A 17,986-nucleotide genomic window follows, 5' to 3' on the forward strand; every position below is an offset into this window, starting at 1 on the left:
GGGCCGGTACGCCGGCCCCCTCCTAACAAAGAGGACAGGACGATGAGCAACCCGAGCGTCGCCACCCCGATAACCGCAACACTCAAGTCGGCGCGCAGCAATGCGCTCCTCAAGCGCTGGGCCCCGGCATTGATCCTGCCCATGCTGGGCATCATCGGTTTTCTGCTGTGCTGGCAGCTGCTGGCCAACAATATCCAGACCAGCCTCGGCCAGTTCCCCGGCCCGGTACAGGTCTCCGAACAGTTTTCCGGCCTGGTCGGTGCGCACCTCAAGGAGCGTGAAAAGGCCCGGGTCTTCTACGAACGCCAGGACACGCGCAACGCCGCCCTGCTGGCGAAAAACCCCGACGCAGAGATCAAGGTGCGTCCCTATACCGGCAAGCCGACCTTTATTCAGCAGATCTTCACCAGCCTCTACACCGTGATGGCTGGCTTTGCCATCGCCTCGCTGATCGCCATTCCCCTGGGTATCGTCTGCGGCCTGAGCAAGAGCATCTACACCGCCATCAACCCGCTGATCCAGGTGTTCAAGCCGGTGTCGCCGCTGGCCTGGCTGCCGCTGGTAACCATGCTGGTCAGCGCCCTGTACGTCAGCGACGACCCGTTGTTCGCCAAGTCCTTCCTCACCTCGGCGATCACCGTGGCGCTGTGCTGCCTGTGGCCAACGGTGATCAACACCACGGTGGGCGTGGCCGGCATCGACCAGGACCTGAACAACGTCAGCAAGGTGCTCAGCCTGTCGCCCATGTCGCATGTGCGGCGCATCGTGCTGCCCGCCGCCGTGCCGATGATCTTCACCGGTCTGCGCCTGTCCCTGGGGACCGGCTGGATGGTGCTGATCGCCGCCGAGATGCTGGCGCAGAACCCGGGCCTGGGTAAGTTCATCTGGGACGAGTTCCAGAACGGCAGCTCCAACTCCCTCGGCCGGATCATGGTGGCGGTGATCGTCATCGGCCTGATCGGCTTCGCCCTCGACCGCCTTATGCTCCTGCTGCAACGTCAGTTCAGCTGGGACAAGAATGCCGTACTGCGCTAATCAGGAGACTTCCCATGAGCCACTCACACCTCGAACTGACCGGCGTTGGCATCGACTTCCCCACCGACAAGGGCCTGTACCGCGCGCTGCAGAACGTCAACCTGCGTATCGACAAGGGCGAATTCGTCTCCCTGATCGGCCACTCCGGCTGCGGTAAATCCACCGTGCTGAACATCGTCGCCGGACTGTACAAGGCCACCACCGGCGGGGTCATCCTCGACGGCCGTGAGGTCGACGAGCCGGGCCCCGAGCGCGCCGTGGTGTTCCAGAACCACAGCCTGCTGCCCTGGCTGAGCTGCTACCAGAACGTCGAACTGGCGGTGCGCCAGGTGTTCCAGGGCAAGAAATCCCGCGGTGAAATGCGCGAGTGGATCGAGCACAACCTGGAACTGGTGCATATGAGCCACGCTACCCACAAGCGCCCCAGCGAGATCTCCGGTGGGATGAAACAGCGTATCGGCATCGCCCGCGCCCTGGCCATGCAACCCAAGGTGTTGCTGATGGACGAACCCTTCGGCGCGCTGGACGCCCTGACCCGCGCCCATCTGCAGGACTCGCTGATGGAGATCCACGCCGAACTGGGCAACACGGTGATCATGATCACCCACGACGTCGACGAAGCGGTGCTGCTGTCCGATCGCATCGTGATGATGAGCAACGGCCCGGCAGCCACCGTGGGCGATATCCTCAAGGTCGAGCTGGCGCGTCCCCGCGAGCGCCTGGCCCTGGCCAATGACCCGCAGTACCACGCCTACCGGGCGGCGGTGATGGAATTTCTCTACCAACGCCAGCAACGCCCGGCAGCTTGAGCGGTGCGGCCAGAGGCCCGTGGCATGGATTGCAGCGGGCCTCTGGCCGCAAACCAGCGACGGCCATAGGTCGATGACTTCAGATAAACGAGGCCTGCCCCCAGCGGTCTGGAAAACTGCCGATCCGATTGAACTTAATGTGCTGACGGCCACCGAACCCAAGCCATTCACAGACGTTCAAAGTTATTAAGGATCAGTCGTGCTTGATCTCACCACCTGGAACCTCTCGGTTCCCACCGACCCTGCCCCCACTACCATCGAAACCCCGCGCCTGAACAACGGTTATGACAGCCAGTACTTGCGCCACAACGACGACGGCAGTGTCACCTTCTGGGTCCCGGTAGACGGCTCGCATACCGCCGACGCCCGCTACCCACGCAGCGAGCTGCGCGAAACTCAGGCCGACGGCTCGCTAAGCAACTGGTACTACTACAGTGCCGACAACCACCTGAGCGCGGTGCTGTCGGTCAATCAGGTACCGAGCCAGAACAAGGTCGTCATCGGCCAGATCCACAGCAAGGACGAACCCGGCAGCAACAATGATCCGCTGGCCAAACTGCAGTATCACTACCTGCACGGCGTCGGTCGGCTGGAACTGCTGCTGCGCAAACGCCCAGGCGATGCTGAGGTACAGAACGTCCTGCTGGCCGAGAACATCCAGTTGGACGAGCGGTTCAGCTACAGACTGCGAGTCACCTCGAGCGGCATGCTGGGCGTCAACGTCGAGAGCAGCGAAGGCGACAGGGGCGCGCTTTATCAGCAATTGAGCGCCTACTGGAGCAACGAACAGCTGTACTTCAAGGCCGGGGCCTATATTCAGGACAATTACGGCCCGCCCAATGAGGGCGGCCGGGTGACCTTCTATCATGTGAACACCCAGCACCGCTGAGGACGGGCGAACCGCCATGGCGGGTGGCGCATTATTCAGCGGGCCGAGCGCACAAAGTCGATCAAAGCCCACGTACAATTGCGCCGCCCTATCCCGCCCGCACGAGATCCGCCCATGGCCCGCCTCAAACTCGAGTTCCCCGAAGACCAGTTCTGCTACAGCACCCACCTGACGGTACGGGTGACCGATATCAACGCGGCCAACCACCTGAGCAACGACTCAATGATCTCGATGATTTCCGAGGCGCGGGCACGTTTTCTGTTCGAGTTCGGTATCGAGGAAACCCGCGAGGACGGTCTCGGCATCATCGTCACCGACCTGGCCACCACCTACCGCGCCGAAGCCCATGCCCGCGACCAGTTGCTGTTCGAGGTCGGAGTGATGGATTTCAACCGGTACGGCGGCGACATCAGCTTTCGTATCAGCCGCCCGGCCGACGGCACGCTGGTGGCCATGGCCAAATCCGGCTTCGTGTTCTTCAACTACCGCCTGGGCAAGGTGGTAGAGATGCCCGTCGCCTTCAGCGACAAGTTCGCCAAGGTCAACTGGCTGGACTAGCGCGCGTATCGAGGGGGATACGCTGGTTCGGCATCAATATGCCGAGTCGACAAATGGCCCTGAATCCTGCGCTCAGGCGTATTTTTTGCTTTATTCAAGGTCATACGTCGCTTAGCAGGCTATCGACATGACAGATTGCGATTCGCCTGCTACGCCTTAGGCATAACGCCAACGGGGGAACCGCCATGCCAACTACGCGCCGCCACGTCCGTCAGGCCGGGCTGGCGAGCAACCTGCTCGCCATCGCCCTGCTGACCCTGCCCATGCCGACCCAGGCCATGACCCAAGACGCTACCGAGACCGAGCGACGCTGTGCCTGCAACGCCCAGACCGCGAATCCAGACGTTAAAACCCTGCTGCGTTAAACGCCGGCCATAACCACCCGCCTGGATCGCCAGGTACGCCCTACCCGCCCCATCTGAGTGCGCTCGCGAGCGATGCGCCTCTTTTTGCAGCGCATTCATGTCGCCTTATTGTGCGCAGCCCTGTTAAACCGTGGTGCCTGTGTGTTGGCTCAGCTTTTGCTTAGTCACGCATACAGGTAGCCAACGGTGGCTGCTCGACAAACGACAAAGACGTCGCATAGACCACGCCCCCAGGGCGACCGGTAGATGCGGCGTTTTTCGTTTTTAGCTCCAGTGTTCGGGGCGGGTGCAGACGCTGTGATCCAGGGTCTGCGCTTGTAACTTTCTCAACCCAGCTGTGGCTTCGGCCTCAGGGTGCCGCATCACAAGTACGGCACCTCCCCGGTGGGTTGCGGCCGCCGTGTCCACGACCACGGCGCGCCGTGCCCGCCGGGACCCTTTTTCTGCCGATGAGGTTTGCGATGAATACAAGTTTCTGGAAATCCGGCCACACACCGACGCTGTTTGCCGCCTTTCTCTATTTCGACCTGAGCTTTATGGTCTGGTACATACTCGGCCCACTGGCCGTACAGATCGCCACCGCCCTGGACCTCACCGCCCAGCAACGCGGCCTGATGGTGGCCACGCCGATCCTCGCCGGTGCCGTACTGCGCCTGTTGATGGGTTTTCTGGCCGACCGCCTGTCCCCCAAGACCGCCGGCCTGATCGGCCAGATCATCGTCATCGTGGCGCTGTTCTGCGCCTGGCAGATTGGTGTCAAGAGCTACGAACAGGCCCTGCTGCTCGGCCTGTTTCTCGGTTTTGCCGGTGCCGCCTTCGCCGTGGCCCTGCCGCTGGCCTCGCAATGGTATCCGCCGCAGCATCAGGGCAAGGCCATGGGCATTGCCGGTGCGGGTAACTCCGGCACCGTGCTGGCGGCGCTGTTCGCCCCAGGCCTGGCCGCCCTGTTCGGCTGGCAGAACGTATTCGGCTGGGCGCTGATTCCGCTACTGACCACCCTGCTGATCTTCGCCTTTTTGGCCAAGAATTCACCCGAGCGACCCAAGCCGAAAGCCGCCGCCGATTACCTGAAAGCCCTGGGTGACCGCGACAGCTGGTGGTTCATGTTCTTCTACAGCGTCACCTTCGGCGGCTTTATCGGCCTGGCCAGTGCCTTGCCCGGCTACTTCAACGACCAGTACGGCTTGAATCCGGTGACCGCCGGTTACTACACCGCCGCCTGCGTCTGCGCCGGCAGCCTGATGCGCCCACTCGGCGGTGCCCTGGCCGACCGTATCGGCGGTATCCGCTCGCTGCTGATGATGTACACCCTGGCCTCCCTGAGCATTGCCGCCGTGGGTTTCAACCTGTCCAGCTCGGCCGCCGCCCTGGCCCTGTTCGTTACCGCCATGCTCGGCCTGGGTGCCGGTAACGGCGCGGTATTCCAGCTGGTGCCACAGCGCTTTCGCAAGGAAATCGGCGTGATGACCGGCCTGATCGGCATGGCCGGCGGCATCGGCGGCTTCCTCCTGGCCGCGGGCCTGGGCACCATCAAGCAGCAGACCGGCGATTACCAGATGGGCCTGTGGCTGTTTGCCAGCCTCGGCGTGCTGGCCTGGTTCGGCCTGTACAGCGTCAAGCGCCGCTGGCGCACCACCTGGGGTAGCGCTGCGGTCACCGCGGCCCGCGTGTAATTGCACAGACGTAGGGTGGATGACGCCTTTTTCGTCCACCATGGAACAACGGTGGATCGGTAAAGCGCGATCCACCCTACGCTCAACCTTTGGAGCGTTAAGGCAAAGGCGGGGCTGACTGGCAGCGCTTATTGCACTGGTCAGGAAAGGCGGGAGAAGTCGGCAGCGGCTCTCCTTTGCTGCCTCACCAGCCTCGCCTTTGCCTCAGCGCTTCCTCAGCAACAACCCCAGGAACATCAAAATGGCCCTGCAACTGACTTTCGGCGAAGCCAGCGCGATCGGCCCCAGGGCCGAGAACCAGGACGCCATCCGCGTGGTGACCCCGGCCCCAGCCCTGGCCGCCAGCAAGGGCTATCTGTTCGCCCTGGCCGATGGTGTCAGCCAGTGCGCCGACGGTGGCCTGGCCGCCCGCGCCACCTTGCAGGCCCTGGCCCTGGACTATTACTCCACCCCGGAAACCTGGGCCGTGACCCAGTCCCTGGATCGCCTGCTGGTGGCCCATAACCGCTGGCTGCAAGCCAATGGCAGCGGCCAGCCGTTGCTCACCACCCTCACTGCCCTGGTCCTGCGCGGCCGCCGCTTTACCCTGGCGCATGTCGGCGATTGCCGCGCCTATCGCTGGCAGCAGGGCCTGCTCGAACGCATCAGCGAAGACCACGTGTGGGAACAGCCGGGCATGCAGCATGTGCTCAAGCGCGCCATGGGCCTGGATCAGCACCTGGTGGTGGACTACCTGGACGGCGAATTGCGCGAGGGTGAGTGCTTCGTGCTGGTCAGCGACGGGGTCTGGGCCACCCTGGGCGACAATGCCATCCAGCAGATCCTCCACGACGAAGAAGATCTCGCGGCGGCCAGCCGCGCCCTGGTCAACGCCGCCCATCTGGCCGGCAGCCAGGACAATGCCAGCGCCCTGCTGCTGAGGGTCGAGGCCCTGCCGGAAAGCGATCTGGCCGATACCCTGGCGCAGCTGGAGCACTGGCCCCTGCCGCCGCGCCTGCGTGAGGGCCATGATTTCGAGGGCTGGCAGGTCGAACGGCTGCTCGCCGAGTCGCGTCAGTCGATGATTTACCGGGTGCGCGATGCCCAGGCGCGGCGCTGGCTGCTCAAGACCCTGCCGCCCAGCCGCGCCGATGAAGCCCAGGCCGGCCCCGCACTGCTGCTCGAGGAATGGTTTCTACGCCGGGTCGCGGGGCGCTTCTTCGCCGATGTGCACCCGCTGCCGCAACGTCAGCACCTCTATTACGTGCAGCGCGAATACAGCGGCCAGACCCTGGCCGAACATCTGCGCCTGAATGGCCCGCTGGGCCTGCCGGAGTGGCTGGACATCGCCCCCCGGCTGATCAAGGCCCTGGGCATGCTGCACCGGCGCAATATCCTCCACCGCGATATCAAGCCAGAAAACCTGCTGTGGGGCGATGATGGCGAATTGCGCGTGCTGGATTTCGGCCTGGCCTACTGTCCGGGCCTGTCCCGCGACGAAGCCCATGAGCTGCCCGGCACCCCCAGCTATATCGCCCCCGAAGCCTTCGCCGGCACCGCGCCCACGGCTCAGCAGGATCTCTACAGTGCCGGCGTGACCCTCTATCACCTGCTGACCGGCCACTATCCCTATGGCGAGATCGAAGCGTTTCAGCATCCGCGCTTTGGCCAGCCGACCCCGGCCAGCCGCTATCGCCCGGACCTGCCAGGCTGGATCGACGAGAGCCTCAATCGCGCCCTGACCGCCGAGCCCAAGGCGCGCTATGAAACCGCCGAGGAATGGCTGCTGGCCCTGGAACAGGGCGAACGCAAATCCCTCAGCAGCAGGCCGCGGCCGCTGCTCGAACGCGAGCCCCTGCTGGTCTGGCGCAGTGTCGCGCTATTTTCCCTGACGCTGAACCTGGCACTGCTGTTTCTGTTGCTCTGACAAAGCGCACCAATACAGCGCAAGACGCCTTCAAGTAGTGCAGCAACCGCGCCGAACAGAACCTGCAAGTGGCTGAAAAGCCATGAAAAACGCCACATAGAAAAGTTGGCACAAGCCCTGCATTGGATTACGCAGAATTAATAAAGCGCAGCCTTCAACGTTGAGGGCTGTACTTCCCGAGAGAACGGGACTTGGACAAAGGCGTCCTCGCTAGGTGACTAGCGGGACGCCTTTTTTGTTTTCTGGCCTGCCATACCTGGTGGCCCCCTTAGAGCCGTCGCGGAGCGACGCTAAAAATGCTCCCGACAATTTTTCCGTGATTTTTGATTCAGGAGATGGCCGGCATGAAAAAACTCAAGCTGGTGATGATTGGCAACGGCATGGCCGGTGTCCGCACCCTCGAAGAGCTGATCAAGCTCGCCCCCGACCTCTACGACATTACGGTGTTCGGTGCCGAGCCGCACCCCAACTACAACCGCATCCTGCTCTCGCCGGTGCTGGCCGGCGAGCAGACCTTCGAGGAAATCGTGCTCAACGACCTCAACTGGTATGCGGACAACGGCATCAAGCTGCTGCTCGGGCGCAAGGTGGTGAAGATCGACCGCAAGGCCCGCCTGGTCGTGGCCGATGACGGTAGCGAGGCCGAGTACGATCGCCTGCTTATCGCCACCGGCTCCAACCCCTTTATCCTGCCGATCCCGGGCAAGGACCTGGCCGGGGTGATCGGCTATCGCGACATCGCCGACACTCAGATGATGATGGAAACCGCCAAGACCCATAAGCACGCGGTGGTTATCGGCGGCGGCCTGCTCGGCCTGGAAGCGGCCAACGGCCTCAAGCTGCGCGGCATGGACGTGACCGTGGTGCACCTGGGCGACTGGCTGCTGGAGCGTCAGCTCGACAGCACCGCCGGCCGCCTGCTGCAGCAATCCCTGGAAGACCGCGGGCTGAAGTTCCTCCTGCCCAAGCTCACCGCTGAACTGCTGGACAACGGCGAAGGCCGGGTCTGCGCGGTGAAATTCAAGGACGGCGACGTGATCCCCGCCGACCTGGTGGTGATGGCCGCAGGTATCCGCCCCAACAGCGACCTGGCGGAACAATCCGGGATCGCCTGCAACCGCGGCATCCTGGTCAACGACACCATGCAGACCTTCGACCCGCGGGTTTACGCCATCGGCGAATGCGCCAGCCACCGCGGCATCGCCTACGGCCTGGTCGCGCCACTGTTTGAACAGGCCAAGGTCTGCGCCAACCACCTGGCCCAGCTCGGTTTCGCCCGCTACCAGGGCTCGGTGACCTCGACCAAGCTCAAGGTCACCGGTATCGACCTGTTCTCCGCCGGCGAATTCATGGGCGCAGAAGGCACCGAGACCATCACCCTCTCCGACCCCATCGGCGGCGTGTACAAGAAGCTGGTGATCAAGGACGATGTGCTGGTCGGTGCCTGCCTGTATGGCGACACCGCCGACGGCGGCTGGTACTTCCGCCAGATCCGCGAGAACCACAACGTCAGCGAGATTCGCGATCACCTGATGTTCGGCGAAAACGCCATCGGCGACGCCGGCCACCAGGGCCAGAGCAGCACCGCCAATATGCCCGACGACATGGAAGTGTGCGGCTGTAACGGCATCTGCAAGGGCACCATCGTCAAGGCCATTCAGGAAAATGGCCTGTTCAGCGTCGATGAGGTCAAGAAGCACACCAAAGCCGCCAGCTCCTGCGGCTCTTGCGCCGGTCTGGTCGAGCAGATTCTGATCAACACCGTGGGCGGCGCGGCGGACGTCAAGCCGAAGAGCGAAAAAGCCATCTGCGGCTGCAGTGATCTCAACCACGGGCAGATCCGCAAGGCCATCCGCGACGAGCACCTGACCAGCATTCCGGCGGCCATGGCCTTCCTCAACTGGAGCACGCCGAACGGGTGCGCCACCTGCCGCCCGGCGCTGAACTACTACCTGATTTCCACCTGGCCGGGCGAGGCCAAGGACGACCCCCAGTCGCGCTTTATCAACGAACGCGCCCACGCCAATATCCAGAAAGACGGCACCTACTCGGTGATTCCGCGGATGTGGGGCGGCGTGACCAATGCCTCGGAGCTGCGCCGCATCGCCGACGTGGCCGACAAGTACAACGTGCCCATGGTCAAGGTCACCGGCGGTCAGCGTATCGACCTGCTGGGAATCAAGAAGGACGACCTGCCCGGCGTGTGGAAGGATCTCGACATGCCGTCCGGCCACGCCTACGGCAAATCCATCCGTACCGTGAAGACCTGCGTCGGCAGCGAGTTCTGCCGCTTCGGCACGCAGAACAGCACGCAGATGGGCATCGACCTGGAACACGCGCTGTTCAATATGTGGTCGCCGCACAAGGTCAAGCTGGCGGTCTCCGGTTGCCCGCGCAACTGCGCCGAATCCGGGATCAAGGACGTTGGCATTATCGGCGTCGACTCCGGCTGGGAGCTGTATATCGGGGGCAACGGCGGGATCAAGACGGAAGCCGGCGAGTTCTTCGTCAAGCTCAAGACTGCCGAAGAAGTCATGGAGTACAGCCTGGCCTTCCTCCAGCTCTACCGCGAGGAAGCCTTCTACCTCGAGCGCACCGTGCATTACATGCAGCGCGTGGGCATGGAGCACATCAAGCAAGGCGTGCTGGAAGATGCCGAGCGGCGCAAGGCCCTGCATGAGCGCCTGCTGTTCTCCCTGTCGTTCGAGCAGGACCCGTGGAAGGAACAACTGGCCAAACCGCAGTTGAAGAAAGAATTCGACCGCATCGCACTGCAGCAACTGGAGGCGCACGCATGAACTGGCTGGATATCTGCGACCTGGAAGAAATCAACGTACTGGGCTCACGAATTGTCAGCGGTCCGAAAGGCGATATCGCGCTTTTCAGGACTTCCGCAGATGAAGTCTTCGCCCTCGACGACCGCTGCCCGCACAAGGGTGGCCCGCTGTCGCAAGGCATCATCTACGGCAAGCGCGTGGCCTGTCCGCTGCACAATTGGCAGATCGAGCTGGAGTCCGGCGAAGCCGTGGCCCCGGACCAGGGCTGTGCCCACCGGCATCAGGCCAAGGTAGAGAACGGCCGGGTGCTGCTGGCCCTGAACAGCGCTACCGAATGTGCCTGATAGGTCATTGGTAGGCCGCGCCCATCGCGCCGTGGCCTACCCGATTACCGCAGAGAGATGACGCCCATGACCCATTCCCATCAGATCACCGCCTCCACCTGCTGCTATTGTGGCGTGGGTTGTGGCGTGCTGATCGAACACGATGACGAGAAGATCCTCGGCGTCCAGGGCGATCCCGCGCATCCGGCCAACTTCGGCAAGCTGTGCAGCAAGGGTTCGACCCTGCACCTGACCGGCGACCTCGACGCCCGCGCCCTGTACCCCGAACTGCGTCTGGGTAAAGGCCTGGCCCGTACCCGTACCGACTGGGATAGCGCCCTGGATCACGCCGCCAACGTCTTCGCGGAAACCATCCGCGAGCACGGCCCGGACAGCGTGGCCTTCTACATCTCCGGCCAGTTGCTGACCGAGGACTACTACGCCTTCAACAAGCTGGCGAGAGCGTTGGTGGGAACCAACAATATCGACAGTAACTCGCGCCTGTGCATGTCCTCGGCCGTGGTCGGCTACAAGCGCAGCCTGGGGGCCGATTCGCCGCCGTGCAACTACGAGGACATCGAGCAGAGTGACTGCCTGCTGATCGCAGGCTCCAATATGGCCTACGCCCACCCGGTGCTGTTCCGCCGCCTGGAAGAAGCCAAGGCCAAGCGCCCGGACATGCAGATCATCGTCGTCGACCCACGGCGCACCGATACCTGTGACCTGGCCGACCTGCACCTGCCGATCATCCCGGGCAGCGACGTCGCCCTGTTTCACGGCATCCTGCATATCCTGATGTGGGAAGGCTGGATCGACCGCGCCTATATCGACGCCCACACCGAAGGTTTCGACGCGCTCAAGACCCTGGTGCGCGATTACAGCCCGCAGATGGTCAGCGAGCTGTGCGGCATCAGCCAGGACAGCCTGCAGCAATGCGCACGGATGATCGGCAGCGCACCGAGCTTCCTCTCGCTGTGGTGCATGGGCCTCAACCAGTCGAGCAGCGGCAGCGCCAAGAACAGCGCGCTGATCAACCTGCACCTGGCCACCGGGCAGATCGGCAAACCCGGTGCCGGCCCCTTTTCCCTCACCGGCCAACCGAATGCCATGGGCGGTCGCGAAACCGGCAGCCTGAGCAACCTGCTGCCCGGCCATCGTGAGGCCGGCAATGCCGAGCACCGCGCCGAAGTCGCCCGCTACTGGGGCGTCGACGCACTGCCGGCCAGCACCGGGCTGAGCGCCATCGAACTGTTCGAAGCGGTGCGCGTCGGCAAGGTCAAGGCCCTGTGGATCGCCTGCACCAACCCGGCGCAGTCCATGCCGGATCAGAACAAGGTGCATGAAGCCCTGGCCGCCTGCCCCTTCGTGGTAGTGCAGGAAGCCTTTTTCACCACCGAGACCTGCCACTACGCCGACCTGCTGCTGCCCGCCGCCAGCTGGGGCGAGAAGGAAGGCACGGTGACCAACTCCGAACGCCGCGTCAGTCATGTACGCAGCGCCGTGCCAGCGCCCAAAGAGGCGCGGCCGGATTGGGCGATCACCAGCGATTTCGCCCGTCGTTTAGAAAAACTGCTCCGCCCCGGCCTGCCCAGCCTGTTCGACTTCGACCGCCCGCAAGAGCTGTTCGAGGAGTACAAACACCTGACCGCCCAGCGTGACCTCGACCTGTCGGGGCTCAGCTACGCGATTCTGGATAACCAAGGTCCCCAGCAATGGCCGTTCCCGGCCGGCGCAACCCAGGGTACGCCGCGCCTCTACGGCGACGCGCGCTACCCCACGGCCAATGGTCGTGCGCAGTTTCATGCCGACCCTTACCGTGCGCCCAAGGAAAAACGCGAGGCGCGCTTTACCCTGACCCTCAACACCGGCCGCCTGCGCGACCAGTGGCATGGTATGAGCCGCACCGGTACCGCCGCGCGCCTGTTCGGTCATGTCGAAGAGGCCGTACTCAGCCTGCACCCGGACGAGATGCGCCGCCGCCGCCTGCAGAGCGGCGACCTGATCAAGGTCCGCAGCCGCCGCGGCAGCCTGATTCTGCCGGTGCAGGCCGACGACAGCATACGTGCCGGCCAGGCCTACCTGCCGATGCACTGGGGCAACCGCTTTCTCAAGGGCCTGGGCACCAATGTGCTGACCCAGCCGGCGTTCGATCCGCTGTCCAAGCAGCCGGAACTCAAGCACGCCGGGGTCGAGGTGGAAAAGGTCGAGCTGCCCTGGACCTTCTTTGCCCTGGTCGAAGGCCAGGTGCAGACGCGCTTCGAGGCCCTGCGCCCGCTGTTCGAAGGCTTTGCCTACGCCAACCTCAACCTGACCGGGCGCGAGCGCCCTGCTCTGCTGATCCGCGCCGCCTGCGCCGTGGCTCCCGAGCCCGAGCTGCTGGCGCAGATCGACCAGCTGCTCGGCCTGCACGAAGGCCCGGTACTGGCCTATGACGACCCGCGCAAAGCGGTCGGCAAACGCGTGCGCATCGAGGACGGCCGTATCACCGCCATCCGCCTGGCCGGGGAAACCGCCGCCCGCGACTGGCTGAAAAGCCTGTGGAACGACGGCCAGGCCGATGCCGACCTGCGCCGCTGGTTGCTCGCGCCGCTGTCCACCCCACCGGGCGCGGCCAGCGGCAGGAAAGCCAGCAAGACCCTGTGCAATTGCCTGAACGTCAGCCAGGACGCGGTATGCGCCGGGATCACCCGCGGCCTCGACCTCGACGGCCTCAAGCAGGAACTCAAGTGCGGCACCAGTTGCGGCTCCTGTGTCCCGGAAATCAAGCGGCTGCTGGCCACTGCGCCAATAGCGATCAATGCCTAGAGGAATCTGATATGAGCGCAAAAGTCTGGCTGGTAGGCGCAGGGCCCGGTGATCCGGAGTTGCTGACCCTGAAAGCGGTAAAAGCCCTCAATCGGGCCGATATCGTGATGATCGACGACCTGGTCAACCCGGCCGTGCTGGAGCATTGTCCGAATGCCCGGGTGGTACCGGTGGGCAAGCGCGGCGGTTGCCGCTCCACGCCCCAGGCCTTTATCCATCGCCTGATGCTGCGCTACGCCCGTCAGGGCAAGTGCGTGGTGCGCCTGAAAGGCGGCGATCCCTGCATCTTTGGCCGCGGCAGCGAAGAACTCGACTGGCTCAGCGCCCATGGCATCGAAGTGGAAATGGTCAACGGCATCACCGCAGGGTTGGCCGGTGCGACCCAGTGCGGCATTCCCCTGACTCTGCGCGGCGTGGCCCGCGGCGTGACCCTGGTCACCGCCCACACTCAGGACGACAGCACGCTGAACTGGGCGGCCCTGGCCCAGGGCGGCACCACTTTGGTGGTCTATATGGGCGTGGCGAAACTGGCAGAAATCCGCGAAAGCCTGCTGGCCGGTGGCATGCGCGCCGATATGCCGGTGGCGCTGATCGAGAACGCCTCCCTGCCACAGCAACGCGAATGCCGCAGCTCCCTGCACGCAATGCAACAGGACGCCCTGGACTTCCAGCTGAAAAGCCCCGCCATCCTGGTCATCGGCGAGGTCGCAAGCCAACAGCAACAGGCGGCCATTGCCATCAGTGCCTAACTGCTTCGCGCTCCTGCGGAGTTGTGACCTTGCCCACTGCCCCCGCAGTGGGCTTTTTTTCGCCTGAGAGAACGCGCCGCCAGAATGACTGAGCGATGGAAGCGTGCGAACAACGGATAAGCAACAGGCATTGGCCGGAAAAAAGTCATAAAAAAACCCCGCCGAAGCGGGGTTTTCTACAGCGTCAGATCAATTACTGCTGGATCTGGGCTTCTACTTCAGCTTCTACGCGGCGGTTAACAGCGCGGCCGGAGTCGGTAGCGTTGTCGGCAACCGGACGGGCTTCGCCGTAGCCAGCAGCATTGACGCGCTGAGCTTCTACGCCGTACTGGTTGACCAGAACGTCACGAACGGCGTTGGCACGACGCTCGGACAGGCTCTGGTTGTAGGCATCGGAACCCTTGGAGTCAGTATGACCTTCAACCACGGTGGTGGTCTGTGGGTACTGCTTCATGAAATCAGCCAGGTTCTTGATATCGCCGTAGCTTTCTTCTTTGACGCTGGCTTTGTCGAAGTCGAACTTGACGTCCAGTTCCACACGAACCAGTTCCATCGGCTCTTCAGCAGCAACCGGCTCAGGCATCGGCTCAGGGGCAGCTTCAACAACCTCGGCAGGCTTGGTGCTGCCGCCGAAGTTCAGACCGACACCAACGCCTGCCTGCCACTCGGTGTTTTCGGTATCCAGGCTGTGCAGAACATCTACACCGGCTTTGGCGAAGAACATTTCGGTGAAGTAGTACTTGGCACCGGCACCGACCATCGCGAAGGTGGTTTTGTCGTCACCGCGAGTGAAGGTGTTGTCCAGGTCCTGATGGCCGAAACCGGCGGATACATAAGGACGCAGGCTCTGGGCAGCCGGAGTACCGAAGTGGTACAGGGCTTCGACAGTGCTCAGGTGACCGTCAAGCTGCTCACGGCCATGGGTGGAACCCGGCAGGGTGTCCTGGGAACGCATGCTGCGGTACACACCATGCGACAGGTTCAGAGAAACGTCATCAGTCAGGAAGTAACCGATGCCGCCGCCGAACAGGTTGCCATTGGTAGCGTCACGATTGCTTTCGGTAAAAGTACGCTTACCGAAAACGTCCACTTCGACAGCGCCCTGACCCTGAGCAAGCGCGCTGAGCGAGGAAGAAGCCAGCAGCGAGCCAATGACAACGCCTAAAGTGTTTTTCAATTTCATTGTTAAATCCCTATCTTGGTGGTCAGCAAGTTGTCTGACAAACTCAAGACAACTCAATCGGCAATCCTAACAGAATTAACCACGTACTTCGACGCGAATAATTTAATTAAGTTTCAGGGCTGTCGGAAAACTTTTCACGCAGGCGGTCGAGGGCCCGTTTATAACGCATTTTCGTAGCGCTCAGGCCCATGTGCATGATGTCGGCGATTTCCTGGAACTCCAGCTCTGCGACAAAACGTAGCACCAGAATTTCCCGATCAATAGGATTGACGTGCACCAACCAGCGATCAAGGCCATTGCGTTCTTCAACTTTCGGAGTTTTATCTTCCGAAGCTTCCTCGAGCGGATCCAGGCTCAGCGCATCAATAAGGCGACGTTTGCGCCGTTCCTTGCGATATTGGGTAATACATTCGTTATAGGTAATGCTGTACAGCCAGGTTTTAAACTTGGATTTACCTTCAAAGTTCTTCAAGCCATAAAGAACTTTAAGCATCACCTCTTGACAAACATCATCGGCGTCCCGCTCGCTGCCCAAATAGCGCGCGCACACATTGAACAGGGTGCGCTGATAACGGCGCATCAGTTCTTCGTAGGCACGGGTGATATGGAACAACTCGTCGTGGGCACGCGCCACCAGCTCTTCATCCGAGAGCTCGCGGGGGTCGTAACGCAGAGACACAGATTGGGCTTTATTCAAAACGAGTCGGGCCGACAGTCAGGACAAAAGCCGCCGCAGTCCGCACAAACGGGCGACTGGGTCGGCGGCATACAATAACAGGGATTGACGCCTTAGCGGCTGCTTACGCGCTGCTCAAGCAAGGTGCGATTGGCCACGGAGACCAGTTCGCCTGCGTCGGTCAACAGTGTGGTCTTGACCGTGCCAATTTCCTCAATCTGCCCTTCGACCTCACCAACCTGAACTTGTTGCCCAACCTCATACAACTCGCGTACATAAATGCCGGCCAGGATCTGACTGGCAATATCCCGGCTGCCCAGACCGAGCGCCAGCGCCACGGCCAGGCCGACGGAAATAAGCACGATGGCGATCACGTTGTTGAGCAGGTCGGTTTTGACTTCGAGCTGACCGATGGCCACCGAAATACTGATGATGATCACCAGCCCCTGGGCCACGCGCGACAGGCCATGGGCATACTCCAGCCCTACGCCCTCGGCCGCGCCGCGCACCAGGCCGCTGACCAGTTGCGCCAACAGCACACCAGCGAGCAGCACCAGGGCCGCACCGAACACCTTGGGCAAGTACAGGGCCAGGGTATCCAGAGTCGAAGAAACCCGCTCCAGGCCCAGAGACTCGGCAGCCGTAACCAGAAAGATCAACAGCACGAACCAGTAGACGATCTTGCCGATCAGGGTCGATACCGGCACCTGGATGCCGGCCCGACTCAGCAGCTTGGTCAGGCCGGTGCCTGCCATCAGGCGATCCAGGCCGATCTTGCCGAGCAGTTTGGACAGCAGGGTATCGAGAAACTTGGCCACCACGAAACCCAGCAGTACCACCACCATGGCCCCGAACAGGCGTGGAATAAACGCGGCAATCGGAGTCCATACGCTGGCCATCGCATCAACCAGGACTTGAGTAAATTCCATGCTTAGTCAGCCTTATCAAGAGAGGGATCGGAAGGTTTTCGCCGGGACACGGGGGAGATATGCGCCGCGCCGCTATTGATCGCGATCATCAGTGCACCCAGGCAATGGCCCATCAGGGCAAACAGATCGCCCGCGCCCACTTGGCGATTGGCGGTCTTCAGAACGCGGTGCAGACAGGCATCGTCGTCGTGATTCGACGCGGATGACTTGAGCAGATCGCGCAGCGATTCTTCAAAAGGGTCGTGCATTGCACACCTCATAGGACGTGACGGCTAGACGAGCGGACGGCCTGGATAGTCACATCAGGCCAGACGCAACCGACGTAACAGCCACCATTGGCCAAGGGCCACAGCCACCATCAGCACGCAGATAATGGCAAAGCCATAGGGACTCTCCGCACCCGGAATACCGCCGACATTGATGCCCAGCAGCCCGGTAAGGAAGGTCAGGGGCAGGAACACGCCGGCGATGATGCCAAAACGGTACATGGTGCGATTCATGCGCTGATCCATGCGCCGATTCTCCGCCTCGAGAACCAGACTGACCCGCTCGCGGCTCAGTTCCAGCTCCTCCAGATAACGCGTCAGGCGGTTGTTCAGCTCGTTCCAGTAGTCAGTATCGTCGTCCAGAAACCAGGGCAACAGATGGCGCGTCAACTGCGCATAGATATCGCGCTGCGGGGCAAGAAAGCGCCGCAGACTGGCAGCACGCCGGCGCATCTGCAGAAGGCGGGCGTGGTCGGGCACCAGGCGCTGCTCGGCATCGACCATCTCTTCCTGCTCATCGACCTGCTCGGACAACTCCGTCACCAGGTTTTCGATCTTGTCGGTCAGGTAGTGGGCCAGGCTCAGGATCACTTCCGAGGCGGATTTCGGCCCTTTGCCTGCGACCAGATCCGCGATCAGCGCCTCTGTCGCCCGCACAGGTCGCAAGCGCAGGGAAATCACCCGGTGCGCATCGGCAAAGATGCGCAGCGAGACCATATCCTCCGGCTCAGCCCCCGGATTGAGGTTGACCCCGCGCAGGAACAGCAGCAACTCATGCTCCGGCAACGGCAGCATCCGCGGCCGGGTGTTCTCTTCGAGCAACAGGTCGCAGGCAAACTCGCTCAACCCGCTGTCGCGGCGCAACCAGTCCTGGGTCTGTGGGTGACTGCGATCCCAGTGCACCCAGAGGCTTTCCTGCTCGGCCAGTTGCAGATCCTGCAGCTGGTGACGATCAACGGCCCGCGCCCCGCCCAGCCCATCGAGGACAAAGGCATGGACCAGGCCGCGGTCTTCACGCGGCATTGTGGCATCTAACAAATTCA

General features: G+C 62.5%; 16 protein-coding genes. 11 read left to right on the plus strand and 5 right to left on the minus strand.

The window, feature by feature from the left end; translation table 11 throughout:
• Positions 1–42: 42 nt before the first annotated feature.
• From WMW70_RS09640 to cobA, 11 genes are all read left to right on the plus strand, one after another.
• The gene (locus tag WMW70_RS09640) at positions 43–1,035 is read left to right on the plus strand and encodes an ABC transporter permease (RefSeq protein WP_341437293.1); all 993 of its coding nucleotides are present in this window, start codon (positions 43–45) and stop codon (positions 1,033–1,035) included.
• A 14-nt stretch (positions 1,036–1,049) separates the two neighbouring features.
• Positions 1,050–1,844, plus strand: coding sequence for an ABC transporter ATP-binding protein (locus WMW70_RS09645; protein ID WP_341437294.1), 795 nt, complete (start codon positions 1,050–1,052; stop codon positions 1,842–1,844).
• A gap of 199 nt (positions 1,845–2,043) precedes the next feature.
• Positions 2,044–2,733: a polysaccharide lyase family 7 protein gene (locus WMW70_RS09650; RefSeq protein ID WP_341437295.1), complete on the plus strand. Its 690-nt coding sequence runs from the start codon at positions 2,044–2,046 to the stop codon at positions 2,731–2,733.
• A 114-nt stretch (positions 2,734–2,847) separates the two neighbouring features.
• Positions 2,848–3,291: a thioesterase family protein gene (locus WMW70_RS09655; protein WP_341437296.1), complete on the plus strand. Its 444-nt coding sequence runs from the start codon at positions 2,848–2,850 to the stop codon at positions 3,289–3,291.
• 185 nt (positions 3,292–3,476) lie between these two features.
• Positions 3,477–3,656 carry a hypothetical protein gene (locus WMW70_RS09660; RefSeq protein ID WP_341437297.1) on the plus strand — a complete coding sequence of 60 codons (180 nt, stop codon included), beginning with the start codon at positions 3,477–3,479 and terminating at the stop codon, positions 3,654–3,656.
• A 461-nt stretch (positions 3,657–4,117) separates the two neighbouring features.
• Positions 4,118–5,329 (plus strand): nitrate/nitrite transporter, encoded by a 1,212-nt coding sequence (locus WMW70_RS09665; RefSeq protein WP_341437298.1) that lies wholly within the window; start codon positions 4,118–4,120, stop codon positions 5,327–5,329.
• A 241-nt stretch (positions 5,330–5,570) separates the two neighbouring features.
• Positions 5,571–7,235, plus strand: a complete 1,665-nt coding sequence (locus tag WMW70_RS09670) for a bifunctional protein-serine/threonine kinase/phosphatase (protein WP_341437299.1) — start codon at positions 5,571–5,573, stop codon at positions 7,233–7,235.
• A 344-nt stretch (positions 7,236–7,579) separates the two neighbouring features.
• Complete coding sequence (nirB, locus tag WMW70_RS09675; protein WP_341437300.1) at positions 7,580–10,033, plus strand: nitrite reductase large subunit NirB; 2,454 nt, start codon at positions 7,580–7,582, stop codon at positions 10,031–10,033.
• On the plus strand, positions 10,030–10,356 hold the full coding sequence (gene nirD / locus WMW70_RS09680) for a nitrite reductase small subunit NirD (RefSeq protein ID WP_341437301.1): 327 nt from the start codon (positions 10,030–10,032) through the stop codon (positions 10,354–10,356). The genes nirB and nirD overlap by 4 nt, the downstream gene beginning before the upstream one ends.
• Before the next feature lie 66 nt (positions 10,357–10,422).
• Positions 10,423–13,140: a nitrate reductase gene (locus tag WMW70_RS09685; RefSeq protein ID WP_341437302.1), complete on the plus strand. Its 2,718-nt coding sequence runs from the start codon at positions 10,423–10,425 to the stop codon at positions 13,138–13,140.
• A gap of 11 nt (positions 13,141–13,151) precedes the next feature.
• Positions 13,152–13,889 (plus strand): uroporphyrinogen-III C-methyltransferase, encoded by a 738-nt coding sequence (cobA, locus tag WMW70_RS09690; RefSeq protein ID WP_341437303.1) that lies wholly within the window; start codon positions 13,152–13,154, stop codon positions 13,887–13,889.
• 193 nt (positions 13,890–14,082) lie between these two features.
• Here cobA and WMW70_RS09695 read toward each other — a convergent pair whose 3' ends face one another.
• From WMW70_RS09695 to WMW70_RS09715, 5 genes are all read right to left on the minus strand, one after another.
• Positions 14,083–15,072 (minus strand): OmpA family protein, encoded by a 990-nt coding sequence (locus WMW70_RS09695; protein ID WP_341437304.1) that lies wholly within the window; start codon positions 15,070–15,072, stop codon positions 14,083–14,085.
• 106 nt (positions 15,073–15,178) lie between these two features.
• Positions 15,179–15,769, minus strand: coding sequence for an RNA polymerase sigma factor SigX (gene sigX, locus WMW70_RS09700; RefSeq protein ID WP_341437305.1), 591 nt, complete (start codon positions 15,767–15,769; stop codon positions 15,179–15,181).
• A 92-nt stretch (positions 15,770–15,861) separates the two neighbouring features.
• Complete coding sequence (locus WMW70_RS09705) at positions 15,862–16,677, minus strand: mechanosensitive ion channel family protein (protein ID WP_341437306.1); 816 nt, start codon at positions 16,675–16,677, stop codon at positions 15,862–15,864.
• Positions 16,678–16,679: 2 nt separating this feature from the next.
• Positions 16,680–16,925, minus strand: a complete 246-nt coding sequence (locus tag WMW70_RS09710; RefSeq protein WP_341437307.1) for a CrfX protein — start codon at positions 16,923–16,925, stop codon at positions 16,680–16,682.
• A 54-nt stretch (positions 16,926–16,979) separates the two neighbouring features.
• The gene (locus tag WMW70_RS09715) at positions 16,980–17,966 is read right to left on the minus strand and encodes a zinc transporter ZntB (RefSeq protein WP_341437308.1); all 987 of its coding nucleotides are present in this window, start codon (positions 17,964–17,966) and stop codon (positions 16,980–16,982) included.
• Positions 17,967–17,986 lie beyond the last annotated feature (20 nt).

The organism is Pseudomonas sp. XK-1, from assembly GCF_038069885.1.
Classification (GTDB): domain Bacteria; phylum Pseudomonadota; class Gammaproteobacteria; order Pseudomonadales; family Pseudomonadaceae; genus Aquipseudomonas.

Bases quoted from the DNA above. Each gene is read 5' to 3' on its own strand.
- WMW70_RS09695 (WP_341437304.1), bottom strand. From the start codon at position 15,072: ATGAAATTGAAAAACACTTTAGGCGTTGTCATTGGCTCGCTGCTGGCT.
- WMW70_RS09645 (WP_341437294.1), top strand. From the start codon at position 1,050: ATGAGCCACTCACACCTCGAACTGACCGGCGTTGGCATCGACTTCCCC.
- WMW70_RS09715 (WP_341437308.1), bottom strand. From the start codon at position 17,966: ATGCCGCGTGAAGACCGCGGCCTGGTCCATGCCTTTGTCCTCGATGGG.
- WMW70_RS09665 (WP_341437298.1), top strand. From the start codon at position 4,118: ATGAATACAAGTTTCTGGAAATCCGGCCACACACCGACGCTGTTTGCC.
- nirB (WP_341437300.1), top strand. From the start codon at position 7,580: ATGAAAAAACTCAAGCTGGTGATGATTGGCAACGGCATGGCCGGTGTC.
- WMW70_RS09660 (WP_341437297.1), top strand. From the start codon at position 3,477: ATGCCAACTACGCGCCGCCACGTCCGTCAGGCCGGGCTGGCGAGCAAC.
- WMW70_RS09710 (WP_341437307.1), bottom strand. From the start codon at position 16,925: ATGCACGACCCTTTTGAAGAATCGCTGCGCGATCTGCTCAAGTCATCC.
- cobA (WP_341437303.1), top strand. From the start codon at position 13,152: ATGAGCGCAAAAGTCTGGCTGGTAGGCGCAGGGCCCGGTGATCCGGAG.
- nirD (WP_341437301.1), top strand. From the start codon at position 10,030: ATGAACTGGCTGGATATCTGCGACCTGGAAGAAATCAACGTACTGGGC.
- WMW70_RS09640 (WP_341437293.1), top strand. From the start codon at position 43: ATGAGCAACCCGAGCGTCGCCACCCCGATAACCGCAACACTCAAGTCG.
- WMW70_RS09685 (WP_341437302.1), top strand. From the start codon at position 10,423: ATGACCCATTCCCATCAGATCACCGCCTCCACCTGCTGCTATTGTGGC.
- WMW70_RS09670 (WP_341437299.1), top strand. From the start codon at position 5,571: ATGGCCCTGCAACTGACTTTCGGCGAAGCCAGCGCGATCGGCCCCAGG.
- WMW70_RS09705 (WP_341437306.1), bottom strand. From the start codon at position 16,677: ATGGAATTTACTCAAGTCCTGGTTGATGCGATGGCCAGCGTATGGACT.
- WMW70_RS09655 (WP_341437296.1), top strand. From the start codon at position 2,848: ATGGCCCGCCTCAAACTCGAGTTCCCCGAAGACCAGTTCTGCTACAGC.